This is a genomic window from Streptomyces violaceusniger Tu 4113, assembly GCF_000147815.2.
Classification (GTDB): Bacteria; Actinomycetota; Actinomycetes; order Streptomycetales; family Streptomycetaceae; genus Streptomyces; species Streptomyces violaceusniger_A.
Genome location: NC_015957.1, coordinates 8710760 through 8725665 on the forward strand (window position 1 = coordinate 8710760; position 14906 = coordinate 8725665).

Here is a 14906-nt window from a genome sequence, read left to right on the forward strand (position 1 = left end):
GAGGGAACCCGCCGACGATCAGACCGGACCGATCGAGGGGCTCTCATGGATGACCTCACCACGCTCGCGCGCCACCATCTGGACCAGGCCAAGGCCGATCCGCACGGGCGCAGCGCACATCTGTTCCTGCACGACGGTCCGCTGCGGCAGAGCGTGATCGCCATGGTCTCCGGCTGCGAGCTCGATGAGCACAACGCTCCTCCGGCGGCCAGTCTCCAGGTGCTGCACGGGCATGTACGGCTGACCGGCGGCGGTGACCGGATGGATCTCATCGCGGGCCAGGTGCAGGAGATCCCGCATGAGCGGCATGGGCTGCGGGCGTTGGAGGACTCGGTGGTGCTGCTGACCGCCGTGACCGCCACGCACGGCTGTCCCACCCCCTACGAGGACGCGGCCACCGCCTGACGGCGGCCTAGTCGCTGCCGCCCCCGCCACCACCGCCGCCGCAGGAGTGGTGGCCGCCGCCGTGGCCACCATCGTGGCCGCCACCGTAACCACCGCCGTGGTCGCCGTATCCACCGCCGTGGCCTCCGCCATGGCCTCCGCTGCGGTCGTCGCCCCACGAGTGCGTCTCGTAGAAGGACTCGTAGTCGGGGTAGCCGGGGTCGTAGGCGATGAGGACGTGCCGCTCCCAGTAGGCCGGATCGCCGTTCGGGATCGGTATCGCCGCGCTGACGGCCTTGCGCCGCACCGGCTCCGGGAGGACGACGGGGCCGTGGAAGACGTACGAGGGGAGCGCTCCCTCCCGCACGGCCGCCTCCACGCGGCGTCGGCCCGTGCGGGTGGGGCGGCCCCGGAGACGGGTGAGCAGACCGCCGGAGGCGAGCCGGTCCCGGATCGCCTTCAGCTCGGGTCCGTGGAGCAGCGTGGGAACCACATGGTCCACCGGCTTCGGGCGGGGGCACAGCGCGATGAGCGCGCGTTCGACCGGGTGTCCGGCCTCCCCCGCCTTGGCGTGTATCCGGGAGCGCCGGAGGGTGATCGCGTCCCGCTCCTGAAGCGCTATCAGGAGGGTCTGGATCACCCACCGCCGCCCGCCCACCAGATAGGCGATGTCATAGAGGTCCAGTGGCTGGCCCGCCGCCTTCTGTGGCTCCGCCGAGGCGGGGCGTCTGGATATGGCCCACATCGGAATGCCCCCGTCCATCCATGTCCATCCGAGTCCATCCGAACTACTCACTTACCGTCAGTTTTGTCCTTCTGAACGGTGATGAACCCGGATCGACATGGTTTCAGAGCGGGATTTGAGCTTTCCCGCCCTTATCCGGACGGGGTCGTGACGGACGCCTCGGCGGACGGGCCGGTTCCGGTGGCCGTCAGGGCCGCGATCGAGAAGGTGTACGCGGTGGATGGGCGCAGCTTGCCGATCACCCGCAGCATGCCCTTGGCCCGGGGCTGGGCGACCAGGACGTCGCGGCCGGTCACGGTGACGGTGCGGCCGTCGGAGACGGTGATCCGGTAGCCGATGACCGGGGTGTCGCCGGTGGTCTTGGGCGGGGTCCAGGACAGCCTGGCGGCCGTGGCCTCCGCGTTGACCTTCACGCCGGTGGAGACGGCGGGCAGGGCGCCGGAGCCGTCGGCGGTGGGCGTGACGGGGGCGGCGGCCAGCGACCGCTCGCTCTGCCCCACCCGGTTGCGGGCCGCGACGGTCACCGTGTACGGCGTGCCGTTGGTGAGCCCGTCGACCACCGCGTACGCGGTGCGCTTGAAGCGCGCCGCCGGGACGGTGGTGGAGACGGTGTGGGCGCCGTTGGTGGCGGTGACGGTGACGGTGTACGAGGTGACCGGCGACCCGCCATCGACGTACGACGGGTTCCAGGTGACGTACGCCGAGCCGTCCGCCGCGAAGTCGCCCACGCGGGTGGGTGCTTCGGGTACGGAGCGAGTGGCGAACGTGCGGCCGAGCAGCCCTCGGTAACGGGGTTCGAGACCGGCCGCGGCCACGATGCCGGCCGGTGCCTTCGAGGGGTCGGCCAGGATGTGGTTGCCGCTGGTCACCACGCCCTTGTCGTTCCCGTCGCGGTCGCCCTGCTCCCAGTAGTTGCCGACGATGCGGGTCGGGTCGTTGTTGCCGAGGTTGTCGCGGTAGTCGACGTGTGCGCTGAGGACGTTGGCCTGGGCGCCGTAGAGGACGTTGCCCTCGACCGTGACGTAGGTGCAGCCGTTGTCGGTGTAGATGGTCCGGCCCAGCCCCCACCCGTCGTGGATGACATTGCCGGTGATCTTTTCGCCGTTGTCGAGGGAACTGCCGGTGAGGCCCTGGGTGTAGACGCCCGCGCCGTCGTCGAGGGCCTGCATGTAGTCGTGGATGAGGTTGTCGGCCACCGAGTTGTCGTGCGACACATTGGCGGTGGCCGGTTTGCCGATCTTGTCGGGCCAGCCGCCCCAGCCCAGGGAGATCGCCGAGTAGCCGACATGGTCGATCTGGTTGTGGGCGATGGTGTTGTTCTGGGTGTAGCCGTTGAGGATGGCGACACCGCCGTGGTACTCGCGGGGCAGCGCGTAGAGGTGGTTGTCGGTCACCGACACCTTGCGGGTGAGGTCGGCGTCGCTGCCGGGCCGGGGGGCGTCGACCCCGCCGATCTCCATGCCGTTGCCGGAGATATCGGTGAAGACGTTGCCGCGCACGGTGGTGTTCTGTGTTCCGGTGCCGAGTTCGAGCCCGGCGGCGCCGAGGTGGACGAAGGCGTTGTCGGAGAACTCCAGGTCGCGGCCGTGGCTGATGGCCACGTTGCCGGGCATCCTGGTCCAGGACGCGTACGGGCAGGTGCCGCCCGGGGTGTATTCGCACAGCCCCTGGGTCCTCCAGCCCTCCGCGCCGGTCACCGTGTAGCCCGCCTGCACCTCGGAGAAGCCCTCGGACGAGGAGGGGGTGAGCCAGGTGGCGTACGAGAACTGGATGCCCCGCAGGGCGATGTCGTGCAGCGGCGCGCTCCCGGTGCCCCGCCCGTCGACCAGCTTCTCCAGGACCGGTGCCTCCACATCCGCGGTGCGCGGGTTCTCCCCGGCGCGCGGGCGGTAGTAGACGGTGCGGGTGTGCCGGTCGAGGTACCACTCTCCGGGCTGGTCGAGCACCTCGTAGGCGTTCTCGACATAGCCGGGCAGTGCGTCACCGGTGAGCCTGCCGGGGCCGACCATGTTGATGCTGCGGCCGGGGATGTCGGGAAACTCCACGCGCTTGGTGGAGTTGTCCCAGCACGGCTGGGCCATGGTGACGGTGGTGCCGCTCATCGAGCCGATCGGGCAGCGCGGTTCGGTCCAGGGGCCGAGGCCGTACTGCTGGATGTTCCACAGCGCCTCACCGCTGGGGTAGACGAACTCGATGTCCGACGGGTTGCGCCAGCGGGCGAGGGTGTCGGCGGACGCGGTGTAGCCGGTGGCGGTGGACTTGAGCGTCACCGGTATCGGCCCGCGCGCCCGCTGGGCGCGCACGCCGTTCACGTACAACTGCCGGGTGTTGTCCAGCCCGGCGGGCGCGGGGGCCGACCACAGCCCGGACCTGCCCTTGACCGGCTTCCAGTGCTGGACGGCCCGGCCGCCGCTGAACACGGTGCCCTTGCTGCCCTGCCAGACGACGCGGTGTCCGTTGCCCCCGGAGTCACGGGAGTCGAGGACGAGCGGGCGGGCGAGGCGGTACGTACCCGGCGCGAGGTGCACCGTGAGGTCGGCGGCGAGACGGTCGGTGCGCTGCCGTACGAGGTCGCGGGCGCGCTCGGGGGTGCGGACGGGGGCGGTGCGGGTGCCGGGCGCGCGGTCGTCGCCGCTCGGCGCGACATACACATCGGGGGCGGGGCGGGGCGCCCGCGCGACGGCGTCGGCGGTGCCGCCGAAGGCGGCGCCGAGGGTGGCGAGGACGGCCGCAACTGCGGCGAATGCGGGGGCTTTGCGGGCGGTCCGGGTGCGTGGGCGTACGTACTCCGACATGTCCCTCCCTGCGGAACCTTGCTGGAACCCTGCTGGAACTCGTGGAGTGGCCCCGGGAAAGGTAGGATCTATAAGAGGAACACGTCAATATAGACGGCAGAATCCGGCTAGCTTCGCCCCTAAGACGTCAATTCATTGGATCTATCGGCCTGGTGCTGGCCTCATAAGCGCGGCGGGAGCACCGGCCACCGCCGACGCTCCCGCTCCTGCCCCCGGCCCCGACCCCGACTCCGACCCCGACCCCGACCAATGGTGCGTCAGGACACCGTGTCGTAGAGGATGGCGAACCGGCCGCGGGCCTCGTCGTCCTCCGACAGCCGCCAGCCCGCGCTGACATGACCCCGGACCCCGGCGGTCTCCGCACCGGACTCCGGACGCAGAACGCGCGTCACCTGGAGGGCGACCCCGTCACCCAGCAGCAGGCGGGTGCCGTCCGGCCCGTTCGCGACGGCCGACGCCTCGGCGGCCCCGGCCGGGATCTCGAACCCGGCTCCGGTCACCTCGGCGGTGACTGAGGGGTCGGGGGTGTCGGACAGGCTCTGCGCCTGCGGCTCGGCGCGCCCCTGGAGCAGCGCGAGCAACTGGCCCACGAGTACCGGGTCGTGCGCCCCGTCGTAGATCCACCGCTGCCCCAGCACCCCGTGCTCGGTCGTGCCGACGAGGGCCTGCTCGGCTCCATCCAGCGGCGCCGCACGGTAGGTCATCGGTACGTGGTACCAGGCGGGCCGATCACCGGCGTCGTCCCGCACCACCATGAACTCGATGCCCACCTCGCCCTCCGGGTCGTCCAGCCGGAAGCCACCGGCCCGGGACAGCTCCGGCGCGCGCTGGGCGGCGGCGTACCACGGCTGCCCGGGCAGCCAGGCCGTGAGCAGTTCCGTCTTGGTCGGACTCATCGTGGTCCTGTGAATGATCGACATGACGGGAGAACGCCGTGCCCCGGCGTGTGCTTCCCACGGAACGCGCGAGGGCCCGGCGCGCCGTGCGCGCCGGGCCGCCGGCCGATCCCCCCACGGGCCGGCCAGTGGTTCAGGAGCGGGTCGCCCCGACCGCCGCGCTCGTCGCGGTCGCGGACCGGTCGTCGGTGCGGTGCGCCTTCTTGACCACCACGACCTTGCAGGTCTCGGCCGGCTTACCGGGCTTGGCCGGCTCACTGGGCTTACCCGGCTTGACCGGCTTGGTCGGCGTCGTGGGGTGGGCGGGGACGGCGGAGACGTCGTCCTTGCTCCCAGCCTTGCCCTTGACGATGACGATCGTGCACACCTTGCCGGGCTTGCCCGGGATAGTGGGGATGGTGGGGATGGCGCAGATGTCGCCGTGCCCGCGGGCGCCGCCCTTCGGCGCCACGGTGGCCTTCTTGCCGTCGGCCTTGACCGCCGCGGTGGCCTTGCCCACCTCGGTCAGCTCGACCGACTTGGTGGACTTGGCGGGCTTGGCGTTGGCCCGCTTGACGGCCTTGCCGTGCACCACCCGGCAGATGACCGTGTCACCGGGCTTCGACTTCGCGTTGGAGGCGGAGGCCGACGCCGAGGAGTGGGACGAGGACGACGCCGAGGCGGGGACCGAGGCACCCAGCGCCAGGGCACCGGCCGCCATGGCCAGCACGACACCGCGCCGCTTCGCGGACGTGGCACGAGGCAGGAAACGAGACATGGGCACAGCTCTCCTTCATTCGGGGAGTGGAACTGGCTGCCGAAGGACCCTTGATCCGTCGGCGCACTCACCGTGGCGCACCGATGCTGAGTCCTCGCTGAACCGCCTGAGGCCCCGCTGAAGCCGGTGCCCGGTTCAGCGGGGCCTCAGCTTGCCCATGCCATCCTGACCGCGTGCGCATACTGGTGGTGGAAGACGACGCCCGGCTCCGCGAACTGCTCACCGAGGGCTTGGAGCAGGAGGGTTTCACCATCGAGACGGCGGCGGACGGGCTCAGCGGCCTGGCGCTCGCCCGCTCCGGCGGATACGCGGCGATCGTGCTGGATGTGATGCTCCCCGGGTGCTCCGGCTATCAGCTCTGCTCGCGGCTGCGCGAGAAGGGCGACTGGACGCCGATCCTGATGCTCACCGCCAAGGACGGCGAGTACGACGAGGCCGATGGGCTCGACGTGGGCGCGGACGACTATCTGACCAAGCCGTTCTCCTTCGTCGTCCTGATCGCACGGGTGCGGGCCCTGGTGCGGCGCGGCGGGCTGGACCGGCCCGACGTACTGGAGCTGGGCGATCTGCGGCTGGAGCCCGCGGCGTTGGCCTGTGCGCGGGGGAAGGAGGAGGTCACGCTGACGGCCAAGGAGTTCGCCGTGCTGGAGTACCTCGCCCGGCGCGCAGGCCAGGTGGTCTCCAAGTCCGAGATCGTGCAGAGCGTGTGGGACACCGCGTACGACGGCGGGGCCAATCTCGTCGAGGTCTACATCCGGAGCCTGCGCCGGAAGATCGATGTGCCGTACGGCCGGCAGTCGATCCGCACGATACGGGGCGCGGGCTATCTGCTGGCCCGCGACGGAGGGTGAGACGGTGGGGCACATCAGCGCGGATGTCGGAGGACAGGACGTCGGGCAGGACGTCCGGCAGGACATCGGGCACACGGCCGACGGCGAGGTCCCGGGGGACACCGGACGCCGCCGCCCGCGCCTGACGTCCGGGTTGACCGTGCGCGCCAAGGCCGTGCTGGCGGCCGCCGGAACCGTCGCCTTCGCGATCGGGCTGTGCATGCTGGCCCTGGTGCTGGCCCTGCAGCACAACCTCCGCGCCAGCGCCGACCTGGACGCCAGGAACGCCGCCGTCGCGATCAAGGGTCAGTTGGCGCAGACCCGCCCCGCGCCACAGCGGGCGCTCATCGTCGCCCCCGGCGCGGTGACGATCAAGGACGTCTCCGGCCGGACGGTCACCCCCACCATGCCGACAGAGACCGGCTCGCAGCAGACAGAGGCCACCCCGCAGGACGCGGCCGGTTCCACGATGCTTCCGGCCAAGCCCCTCGAGCCCGTCCAGGCCGGGCAGCGTTACAGCGTGAAGGTGAGCCCCTCGACCACCGCCGTCGACAACGCCACCGGTCTGCTGCTGCGCCAGGCCGCCCCCGCGGCCGCCGGTCTGGTGCTGTTCGTGGCGGGGCTCACGTGGCTGCTCGTGGGGCGCGCCCTGCGCCCGGTCGCCGCGATGCGGCAGGAGTTCACCGAGATCACCGAGCGCGATCTGCATCGCCGGGTGCCGGTGCCCCGGGCGCGGGACGAGATCCACCGGCTGGCCCGGACCATGAACGCCACACTGGACCGGCTGCACCGGGCCATGACCCGGCAGCGGCAGTTCGTGGCCGACGCCTCGCATGAGCTGCGCAGCCCCATCGCGGCCGTGCGCGCCCAGCTCGAACTGGTCCTGGCCCGCCCGTCGCGTACCGACTGGCCGGCCGCCGTGCACAAGGCGCTGCGCGACACCGACCGGCTCCAGGCCGTCGCCTCCGATCTGCTGCTGCTCGCCCGGCTCGACGCGCAGGAGGCGCCGCGCACCGCGGCGGTGGATCTCGGCGCGCTGGCGGAAGAAGAGGTACGGCGCCACCCGGGCGCGCTCACGTTGGCCGGGGAGCAGGAGCGGGCGGCCGTCGTGACCGGCAGCCGGGTGCAGTTGTCCCGGCTGCTCACCAACCTCGCCGACAACGCCCGGCGGCACACCCGTACCACCGTCTCGATCACCGTGGCGGTCCGCGGTGGCCGGGTCGAACTGGCCGTGGACGACGACGGTTCGGGCATCCCGGAAGCCGACCGCGAGCGCGTGTTCGAGCGGTTCACCCGGCTGGATGACGCGCGGGCCCGTCAGGACGGCGGCACCGGTCTCGGGCTCGCCATCGCCAATGACATCGCTCACGCCCACGGCGGCACCCTTACGGTGCTCACCAGCCCGCGGGGCGGGGCTCGCCTGCTGTTGTGTCTGCCGCGGACGGACGTCGCCCAACCCTGACCCCGGTGCGGACGCGACGTCTCACTCGTGAGAGTTTGGCAACTACCGGACCAGACTGATCAGTTGGTCAGTAGTATCTGCCCTTTCCTGGCCGTGTCCCAGATGGAGGTGTCAAAGGTGCTGTCGGGGACGGAGGCCGTCGTCGTGGCCGCGTCCGCGGTGCTGGTACTGGTGCTGTCGCTGTGCCTCACCTGGGTGGTCAGACTCCGTCGCGCGCTTGCTGACGCGCGTACGGCGACCGAGCGAGAACGAGCCGTTTCCGAACGGGAACGAGCCAATACCGCGCGCGAGCGCGCGCTGGCGGCCGAGCGCGGCGAAGAGGTCACGCGGCTGGCCGCCGTACAGAGCGATCTGGACGAGGCGGCGCGCCGGGAGCGGCGGCTGCGCGACTCCGTCCAGGCGTCGTTCGAGTCCGTGGCCCGCAATATGCACGCCATGTCGATGGTGCAGCAGCAGGTCCTCGACGGCCTCGAGCAGCATGTCGAGGACGCGCGGCTGATGGGCGAGGTGATGAAGGCGGACCACGCGGCCGCCCAGATGACCCGCAAGGCCCAGACGCTGCTGGTGATGTGCGGGATCTGGCCGGCGCGGCGGGAGACCCGGCCGGTGTCGCTCTTCGACTGTGTGCGCGGCGCGCAGTCGCGCATCGTGGAGTTCGGCCGGGTGGACGTCCACGGCGGCCAGACCCTCTACGCGGTGGCACCCGCCGTGGAGGGCCTGATGCACGCGGTGGCCGAACTCCTGGAGAACGCCACGGTCTTCTCCCCCTCCCGCACCCAGGTGGCGGTCGCCGTCCGGGAGGTCGCGGCGGGCGCGGTCATCGAGATCGACGACGCCGGGCTCGGCATGCCGCCGGACGTGCTGGAAAAGGCCGTGGGCCAACTGCGGGACGGTCTGGACCTGGCTCAACTGGGCGCCGTGCCGCGGCTGGGGCTCGCCTGTGTCGGGCGCTGGTCGCGGGAGCTGGGCTTCGGGGTGGAGCTGTCCACGGCCTCGGCGTACGGCGGTACCCGGGTGGTGGTCTTCGTACCGCACCGGCTGCTGACCGAGCCGACGAGCGCGGTCCGGGCGGCGGACCACAAGCCGGTGGTCGTGGAGCCCGTGACCGTCGGCACGGTGAGCCACGACGCGGGCGGCACCGGCCTCGGCCCGGCCGCCGCCGACCCGGCCGGGAGCGGCTCGCTCAACGGCCTGTCCGCGGACGACGCGCCCGAGGCCCCCGCGCCGCTCGGCACCGGGCTGCCCCGGCGCCGCAACCGCCGCCGCCCGGCCGCCGGAACCGCCACGGCCGACACGGCCGATGTGGCCACCGCCTCCGGCGCCCCGGCCCGCGCCGAGCCCACCTCACGGGCCGGCGCCTCCTGGACGCCCGAGGCCGCCCGCGCCTCCATCACCAGCGTCGTCTCCGGCACCCGCCGCGGACGGGTGGAAGCGGAGGCGGAGGACGGAGCCGGAGCCGGAGCCGTACCGCTGACGGAGGAAAAGAGTCCGGACCGAGAAGACCGAGAAGGAGGCCGGTAGTGGCCGGAACCATATCCAAATTGCCCGATGTTGGATGGATGCTGCGTCCGCTGACAGGGATCCCCGGGGTGCGGCATGCCGTCGTCGTCTCGGAGGACGGTCTGCGCATGGGCCACGACTCCGCCGAGGGGCTGTCCGGCGAGGTGTCCCGGCTCGGCGTGGACGAGGCCGAGTCGCTGGCCGCCGCCTGTGCCGCGCTGACGGTGACCAGCCAGTCCACCGTGTCGCTGCTGTTCGGCGAGAAGGCGGGGGTGCGGCAGCTCATGATCGAATCCGACAGCGGGTTCGTGCTGTTCACCTCTGCCGGTCAGGGCGCCTCGCTGGGGGTGGCCACCGACACCGAGACGGATGTCGGCCTGGTGGCCCAGCAGATGCAGTTACTGGTCGCGAAGATCGGTGCCCATCTGAGCAGTCAGCCGCGGGACCCGATGGGCCGCCCGGCGTCATGAGCTCGCCCGGCGAGGAACGCACGACGGCCGCGGTGCGCCCCTATGTGATCACACGGGGGCGCGCCGGTTCCTCACGGGATGCTCTGCCGCTGGAAACGCTCGTCATGGCGTCCGGGAGCGCGCTGCCGCCGCATATGCAGCCCGAGTACCGGCGGATCGCCGACCACTGCCAGGGGCTGCTGTCGGTGGCGGAGGTCGCCGCCCATCTCGGTCAGCCGCCGGCCGTGGTGCAGGTGCTGCTCGCGGATCTCATCGACTGGGGGCACATCGTGGCGCGTCCGCCGATCCGGGTGGTCAAGCGAAAACGTGCCGATTTGGACTTGCTGAGGAAGGTGCTCGATGGGCTTGAGAGCAAGCTCTGAGATCTCGATGGCCGGTACGGACGGCACAACGCAGACGAACCCCACGGCCCGCCAGGGCGACGCGGACCGCACGACCCGCACAGACCACACCAACGAGACAGGCGAGACGGACGAGACGGGCGATACGGACGACATGGACGACATGGACGACACCCCCGTCATGTACGTGCAGCCCAGCGTGGCCGGGGCCGCCAAGATCCTGGTGGTCGGCCCGATGGGCGTCGGCAAGACCACGCTGATCGGCACGGTGTCGGAGATCAAGCCGCTCTCCACCGAGGCGACGATGAGCCAGGCCGGGGCCCGGCTCGACACCAAGGTGCGGCCGTCGAAGACGACGACCACCGTCGCGCTGGACTTCGGGCGGATCACGCTCGGCGGCGAGCTGGTGCTGTATCTCTTCGGCACCCCCGGCCAACAGCGGTTCCTCCCCGCCTGGAAGGACTTGGCGCGCGGCGCGCTGGGCGCGCTCGCACTGGTCGACACCCGCGATCTGGAGGGCTCCTTCGACGCGATCGGGCATCTGGAGGACCTGGATGTGCCGTTCTCGGTCGCGGTCAACGCCTTCCCGGACAGCACGCCGCACAGCGAGGACGATCTGCGCTCCGCGCTCGATCTGCTCCCGCACACCCCGCTGGTCATCTGTGACGCCCGGGAGCACCAGTCCTCGGTCAAGGCGCTGATCTCGCTCGTCTCGCATCTGATCGAGACGCTCACGGAGGCGTCATGACCGCCCCGGCCCCTACCCGGGTGCCGCTGTACGGAACCACGCTCGACGGTCCGCTGACCGACCTGTACGAGCGGATGCGGCGCGACCACGGTCCGGTGGTCCCGGTGGAGATCGCGCCCCGGGTCGAGGCATGGCTGGTCATCGGCCACCGCGAGCTGCTCCATCTCACCCGCGACGAGCAGTACTTCTCCCATGACCCGCGCCGCTGGAGCCCGCTGCGCGAGGGCCGGTTGGCCGCCGACTCACCGCTGATGCCGCTGGTGGGCTGGCGCCCGGCGCTGCTGTTCGCCGACGGCGCGGCGCACCGCCGGATGCGCTCGGCGGTGGCCGACGCGCTGGGGCGGGTCAACGGCCATGAGCTGATCCGTACGGTGCGGGCCACCGCGGAGCGGCTGGTCGCCGGGTTCGCCGACCGGCACGCGGCGGATCTGGTGGAGAGCTACGCGCGTCTCCTGCCGCTGCAGGTCGTCACCGAACTGCTGGGGCTCGACGAGGAGAACGGGGCGCGGCTGGTCGAGACGCTCACCACGATCGTCGCCCCGACCGTGGCCGCCACCGGCGCCAACAAGCGGATGGGCCAGATCCTGCTGGAGCTGATCGCCGGGAAGAAGCGGCGGCCGGGCGCGGATCTGACGTCCTGGCTGCTGGAGCACCCCGTAGGGCTCAGCGACGAGGAGGTGTTGCACAACCTCGTGGTGATCATCGTCGCGGGGAACAACACCACCGTGAACTGGATCGCCTCCACGATCCAGATCCTGCTCACCGACCCCGCGTTCCGCTCCTCGCTGACCCACGGCCATCTCACCGTCGACGACGCCCTGGACCTGGTGCTGTGGCGCCAGCCGCCCACCCAGAACTTCCCCGGCCGCTACGCCACCCGCGATCTGCGCTTCGGCGGCCAGGACATCCGCGCCGGGGACATGCTCATCCTGGGCCTGGCGGGCGCCAACGCCGACCCGGAGGTGCTGCCCGAGGACGGACGGCCGGTGGTCGGCAACCGCTCCTACCTCGCCTTCGGCGCGGGCCCGCACACCTGCCCGGCACGGGATCCGGCCCGGCTGATCACCCGTACCGCCGTGGACACCCTGCGCCACCGGCTGCCCGATCTGGAGATCGCGGTGCCGGAGGAGCAGCTTCCGTGGATCACCTCGCCGTGGTCCAAGGGGCTGGCGAAGCTGCCGGTGCGGTTCTCGGCGCCGCAGCTCGCGGCCGACTCCCCGGGCCGGACGTCCGGCTCCACGGACCGGGTCTCCGATTCCCCGGCCCGGACGTCCGACTGCCCGGCCCGGTCCTCCGGCTCCACGGCTCCTCCGACCTCACACTCCCCCGCAGGAGAACGCAGTTGACTTCCTCCTCCGCCTAAAGGCGGGGGATTCCAGCGGTCGCCCGCTGAGGTTCCTGCTTCACCGACGACCGCCCCGTCCGGGAGGACTCCCGTTGAGGTCTCACACCGTCTCCACAGGCAGACACCGCCAGCCCGGCGGCCAGGATATTGCGTGCCGCGTTCACGTCGCGGTCATGCACAGCGCCGCAGTCACACGTCCACTCACGGACGTTCAGCCGCAGCTTCTCGCGAACCGTGCCGCAGGCCCCGCACAGCTTCGAGCTGGGGAACCAGCGGTCGACCGTCACGAGTTCACGCCCGTACCAGGCGCACTTGTACTCCAGCATCATGCGCAGATCCGTCCAGGCCGCATCCGAGATGGCGCGCGCGAGACGGCCGTTCTTCAGCAGGTTACGGACGGCCAGGTCCTCGATCACGACCGTTTGGTTCTCACGGACGAGCCGAGTGGTCAGCTTGTGCAGGAAGTCCCGGCGCCGGTCGGTGATCCGCGCGTGCACGCGGGCGACCTTCCGGCACGCCTTTTCCCGGTTCGCGGACCCCTTGGCTTTGCGGGACAGCTCCCGCTGCGCCTTCGCCAGGCGGGCCCGGTCGCGCCGCTCATGCCGGGGGTTGGCGATCTTCTCCCCGGTGGACAGGGTCACCAGGGAGGTGATCCCGGCGTCCAGGCCGACCGCCGCGTTCGTGGCGGGGGCAGGGGCGACGGTGTCCTCGACGAGCATCGAGACGAACCAGCGGCCCGCGCTGTCGCGGGACACCGTCACCGTCGTCGGCTCCGCACCCTCCGGGAGAGGACGGGACCAGCGGATGTCCAGCGGGTCGGCCGTCTTCGCCAGCGTCAGGCGCCCGTCGCGCCACGTGAAGGCGCTGCGGGTGTACTCGGCCGACGCCCGGGACTTCTTCCGCGACGTGTAGCGCGGGTACTTGGCCCGCTTGGCGAAGAAGTTCCCGAACGCCGTCTGAAGATGGCGCAGCGCCTGCTGGAGGGGGACGGAGGACACCTCCGCCAGGAAGGCCAGTTCCTCGTTCTTCTTCCACTGCGTCAGCGCGGCGGAGGACTGCACGTAGGAGATGCGGCGCTGCTCGCCGTACCAGGCCCGCGTGCGCTCCTCCAACGCCTTGTTGTACACGAGGCGGACACAGCCGAACGTGCGCGACAGCTCAGCCGCCTGCTCGTCCGTGGGGTAAAAGCGGTACTTGAACGCCCGGCCGGTGACCGCAGACACCGAATCGCCCTGGCGTCGATTCGCCATTCCCTGCCCCGCTCCGCAGGAGCTTGGTTTCCTCCCCGGCCTGAAGGCCGGGGTATCCACGAAGGAGCCCCGATGACCGAAGGCCGATGCCCCGTGTCGCACGCCGACCTCGCACCGCACCGCCTGGACCCCACCGGGGCACACCAGCACGCGGTCAACGAAGAGCTGCGCGCCCGCGGGGCCGCGGTCCCGGTCCTGCTGCCCGGTGACGTACCGGGGTACGCCATCACCCGGCACGAGGAGCTGAAGGACTTCGTCACCCACCCCGACGTGGCCAAGAACGCCTGCCACTTCGCCGCCCTGCAGCGGGACGAGCTCCCGCCCGGCTGGCCGATGCGGACCTTCGCCACCGTCCGGGGCATGATCACCGCGGACGGCGAGGACCACAAGCGGCTGCGGTCCCTGGTGACCCGGGCGTTCACCCCGCGCCGGGTGGAGGCGCTGCACCCAGTGGTCCACGAGCTGACCGGCACGCTGCTGGACCGGCTGGCCGGGGCCGCCGCCGCCGACCCGGACGGGGTGGCCGACCTGCGCCGCCACTTCGCGCTGCCGCTGCCGATGAGCGTGATCTGCCGGCTCCTGGGCGTCGACGACCAGTACCAGGACCGGCTGCACGAGCTGTCCAACGAGATCGTCTCCACCCACACCGCCCCGGAGCGGGTCCCGGCCGCCAACCGCGAGATGGTCGCGATCCTCGGCCAGGTGGCGGCGGCCCGGGCGAAGGACCCCGGCGACGATCTGACCAGCGCGCTGATAGCGGCCCGTGAGGAGGACGGCGACCGGCTCGCCGAGGAGGAGCTGATCGGCACCCTGATGCTGACGATCATCGCCGGGCACGAGACCACGCTCAACCTGATCACCAACGCGGTACGGGCGCTGTGCAACCACCGCGACCAGTTGGACCTTGTTCGCGACGGTGCCGCGACCTGGGGCGATGTGGTCGAGGAGACGCTGCGGTACGACGGCCCGGTGAGCTACTTCCCGTTCCGCTACCCCACCAGGGACCTCCCGGTCGGCGACACGGTCATCCCCAAGGGCGCGCCCGTGCTCGTCTCGTACACCGCGGCCGGACGCGACGAGCGGGCGTACGGCCCGGACGCGGGTCGCTTCGACGTCACCCGGGGCGCCCGCCATCTGTCCTTCGGCCACGGCGCCCACTTCTGCCTGGGCGCACCGCTGGCCCGGATGGAGGCCGTGGTCGCCCTCGATGCGCTCTTCACCCGCTTCCCCGACCTCGATCTGGCCGTCCCGGACGAGGAGCTGATCCCGCACCCCAGCTTCGTCGGCAACAGCCCGCAGCGGCTCCCCATCCGGCTCGGGGCGGCTCACAGCGCCTGAGCCGGTGCGCTGAGGGCAGCGTTGCCTCCGGGAAACGGGGGTGAT

Annotated in this window: 14 protein-coding genes; 9 read left to right on the top strand and 5 right to left on the bottom strand. The window is 71.5% G+C overall.

Annotated features, from left to right (window positions below; all coding sequences use genetic code 11):
• Positions 1-45: 45 nt before the first annotated feature.
• Complete coding sequence (locus STRVI_RS35815) at positions 46-405, top strand: cupin (RefSeq protein WP_014060454.1); 360 nt, start codon at positions 46-48, stop codon at positions 403-405.
• 7 nt (positions 406-412) lie between these two features.
• Here STRVI_RS35815 and STRVI_RS55745 read toward each other — a convergent pair whose 3' ends face one another.
• The 4 genes from STRVI_RS55745 to STRVI_RS35835 all read right to left on the bottom strand — a co-directional run bounded on the left by STRVI_RS55745 (position 413) and on the right by STRVI_RS35835 (position 5577).
• Positions 413-1147, bottom strand: a complete 735-nt coding sequence (locus STRVI_RS55745) for a TIGR04222 domain-containing membrane protein (protein WP_014060455.1) — start codon at positions 1145-1147, stop codon at positions 413-415.
• 113 nt (positions 1148-1260) lie between these two features.
• Positions 1261-3924: a fibronectin type III domain-containing protein gene (locus STRVI_RS35825; RefSeq protein ID WP_014060456.1), complete on the bottom strand. Its 2664-nt coding sequence runs from the start codon at positions 3922-3924 to the stop codon at positions 1261-1263.
• Positions 3925-4181: 257 nt separating this feature from the next.
• Entirely contained in the window at positions 4182-4844 is a 663-nt protein-coding gene (locus STRVI_RS35830; RefSeq protein ID WP_043237060.1) for a maltokinase N-terminal cap-like domain-containing protein, read from the bottom strand.
• Between the two features lie 109 nt (positions 4845-4953).
• Complete coding sequence (locus STRVI_RS35835; RefSeq protein WP_014060458.1) at positions 4954-5577, bottom strand: hypothetical protein; 624 nt, start codon at positions 5575-5577, stop codon at positions 4954-4956.
• Between the two features lie 173 nt (positions 5578-5750).
• Here STRVI_RS35835 and STRVI_RS35840 point away from each other — a divergent pair, with 173 nt between their 5' ends.
• From STRVI_RS35840 to STRVI_RS35870, 7 genes are all read left to right on the top strand, one after another.
• Positions 5751-6428 (top strand): response regulator transcription factor, encoded by a 678-nt coding sequence (locus STRVI_RS35840; protein WP_014060459.1) that lies wholly within the window; start codon positions 5751-5753, stop codon positions 6426-6428.
• Positions 6429-6432: 4 nt separating this feature from the next.
• Positions 6433-7869, top strand: a complete 1437-nt coding sequence (locus STRVI_RS35845; RefSeq protein ID WP_014060460.1) for a sensor histidine kinase — start codon at positions 6433-6435, stop codon at positions 7867-7869.
• 102 nt (positions 7870-7971) lie between these two features.
• Positions 7972-9390, top strand: a complete 1419-nt coding sequence (locus STRVI_RS35850; RefSeq protein ID WP_043240922.1) for an ATP-binding protein — start codon at positions 7972-7974, stop codon at positions 9388-9390.
• Positions 9390-9839, top strand: a complete 450-nt coding sequence (locus STRVI_RS35855) for a roadblock/LC7 domain-containing protein (RefSeq protein WP_014060462.1) — start codon at positions 9390-9392, stop codon at positions 9837-9839. The genes STRVI_RS35850 and STRVI_RS35855 overlap by 1 nt, the downstream gene beginning before the upstream one ends.
• Positions 9836-10201, top strand: a complete 366-nt coding sequence (locus tag STRVI_RS35860) for a DUF742 domain-containing protein (protein WP_014060463.1) — start codon at positions 9836-9838, stop codon at positions 10199-10201. Before STRVI_RS35855 ends, STRVI_RS35860 begins: the two co-directional genes overlap by 4 nt.
• Positions 10185-10928 carry a GTP-binding protein gene (locus tag STRVI_RS35865; RefSeq protein WP_251982808.1) on the top strand — a complete coding sequence of 248 codons (744 nt, stop codon included), beginning with the start codon at positions 10185-10187 and terminating at the stop codon, positions 10926-10928. The genes STRVI_RS35860 and STRVI_RS35865 overlap by 17 nt, the downstream gene beginning before the upstream one ends.
• Positions 10925-12274 carry a cytochrome P450 gene (locus tag STRVI_RS35870; RefSeq protein WP_014060465.1) on the top strand — a complete coding sequence of 450 codons (1350 nt, stop codon included), beginning with the start codon at positions 10925-10927 and terminating at the stop codon, positions 12272-12274. The genes STRVI_RS35865 and STRVI_RS35870 overlap by 4 nt, the downstream gene beginning before the upstream one ends.
• Positions 12275-12287: 13 nt before the next feature.
• On the opposite strand, the gene STRVI_RS35875 is transcribed toward STRVI_RS35870, so the two are convergent.
• Positions 12288-13523, bottom strand: coding sequence for an RNA-guided endonuclease InsQ/TnpB family protein (locus tag STRVI_RS35875; protein ID WP_014060466.1), 1236 nt, complete (start codon positions 13521-13523; stop codon positions 12288-12290).
• Between the two features lie 72 nt (positions 13524-13595).
• Between STRVI_RS35875 and STRVI_RS35880 the strand changes: the two genes are divergently transcribed.
• Positions 13596-14861 (top strand): cytochrome P450 family protein, encoded by a 1266-nt coding sequence (locus tag STRVI_RS35880; protein WP_014060467.1) that lies wholly within the window; start codon positions 13596-13598, stop codon positions 14859-14861.
• The last annotated feature ends 45 nt before the right edge of the window (positions 14862-14906 follow it).

Excerpts from the sequence above, each read along its gene's own strand:
- STRVI_RS35825 (WP_014060456.1), bottom strand. The coding sequence starts at position 3,924 with ATGTCGGAGTACGTACGCCCACGCACCCGGACCGCCCGCAAAGCCCCC.
- STRVI_RS35860 (WP_014060463.1), top strand. The coding sequence starts at position 9,836 with ATGAGCTCGCCCGGCGAGGAACGCACGACGGCCGCGGTGCGCCCCTAT.
- STRVI_RS35880 (WP_014060467.1), top strand. The coding sequence starts at position 13,596 with ATGACCGAAGGCCGATGCCCCGTGTCGCACGCCGACCTCGCACCGCAC.
- STRVI_RS35835 (WP_014060458.1), bottom strand. The coding sequence starts at position 5,577 with ATGTCTCGTTTCCTGCCTCGTGCCACGTCCGCGAAGCGGCGCGGTGTC.
- STRVI_RS35850 (WP_043240922.1), top strand. The coding sequence starts at position 7,972 with ATGGAGGTGTCAAAGGTGCTGTCGGGGACGGAGGCCGTCGTCGTGGCC.
- STRVI_RS35875 (WP_014060466.1), bottom strand. The coding sequence starts at position 13,523 with ATGGCGAATCGACGCCAGGGCGATTCGGTGTCTGCGGTCACCGGCCGG.
- STRVI_RS55745 (WP_014060455.1), bottom strand. The coding sequence starts at position 1,147 with ATGGACGGGGGCATTCCGATGTGGGCCATATCCAGACGCCCCGCCTCG.
- STRVI_RS35815 (WP_014060454.1), top strand. The coding sequence starts at position 46 with ATGGATGACCTCACCACGCTCGCGCGCCACCATCTGGACCAGGCCAAG.
- STRVI_RS35830 (WP_043237060.1), bottom strand. The coding sequence starts at position 4,844 with ATGTCGATCATTCACAGGACCACGATGAGTCCGACCAAGACGGAACTG.
- STRVI_RS35870 (WP_014060465.1), top strand. The coding sequence starts at position 10,925 with ATGACCGCCCCGGCCCCTACCCGGGTGCCGCTGTACGGAACCACGCTC.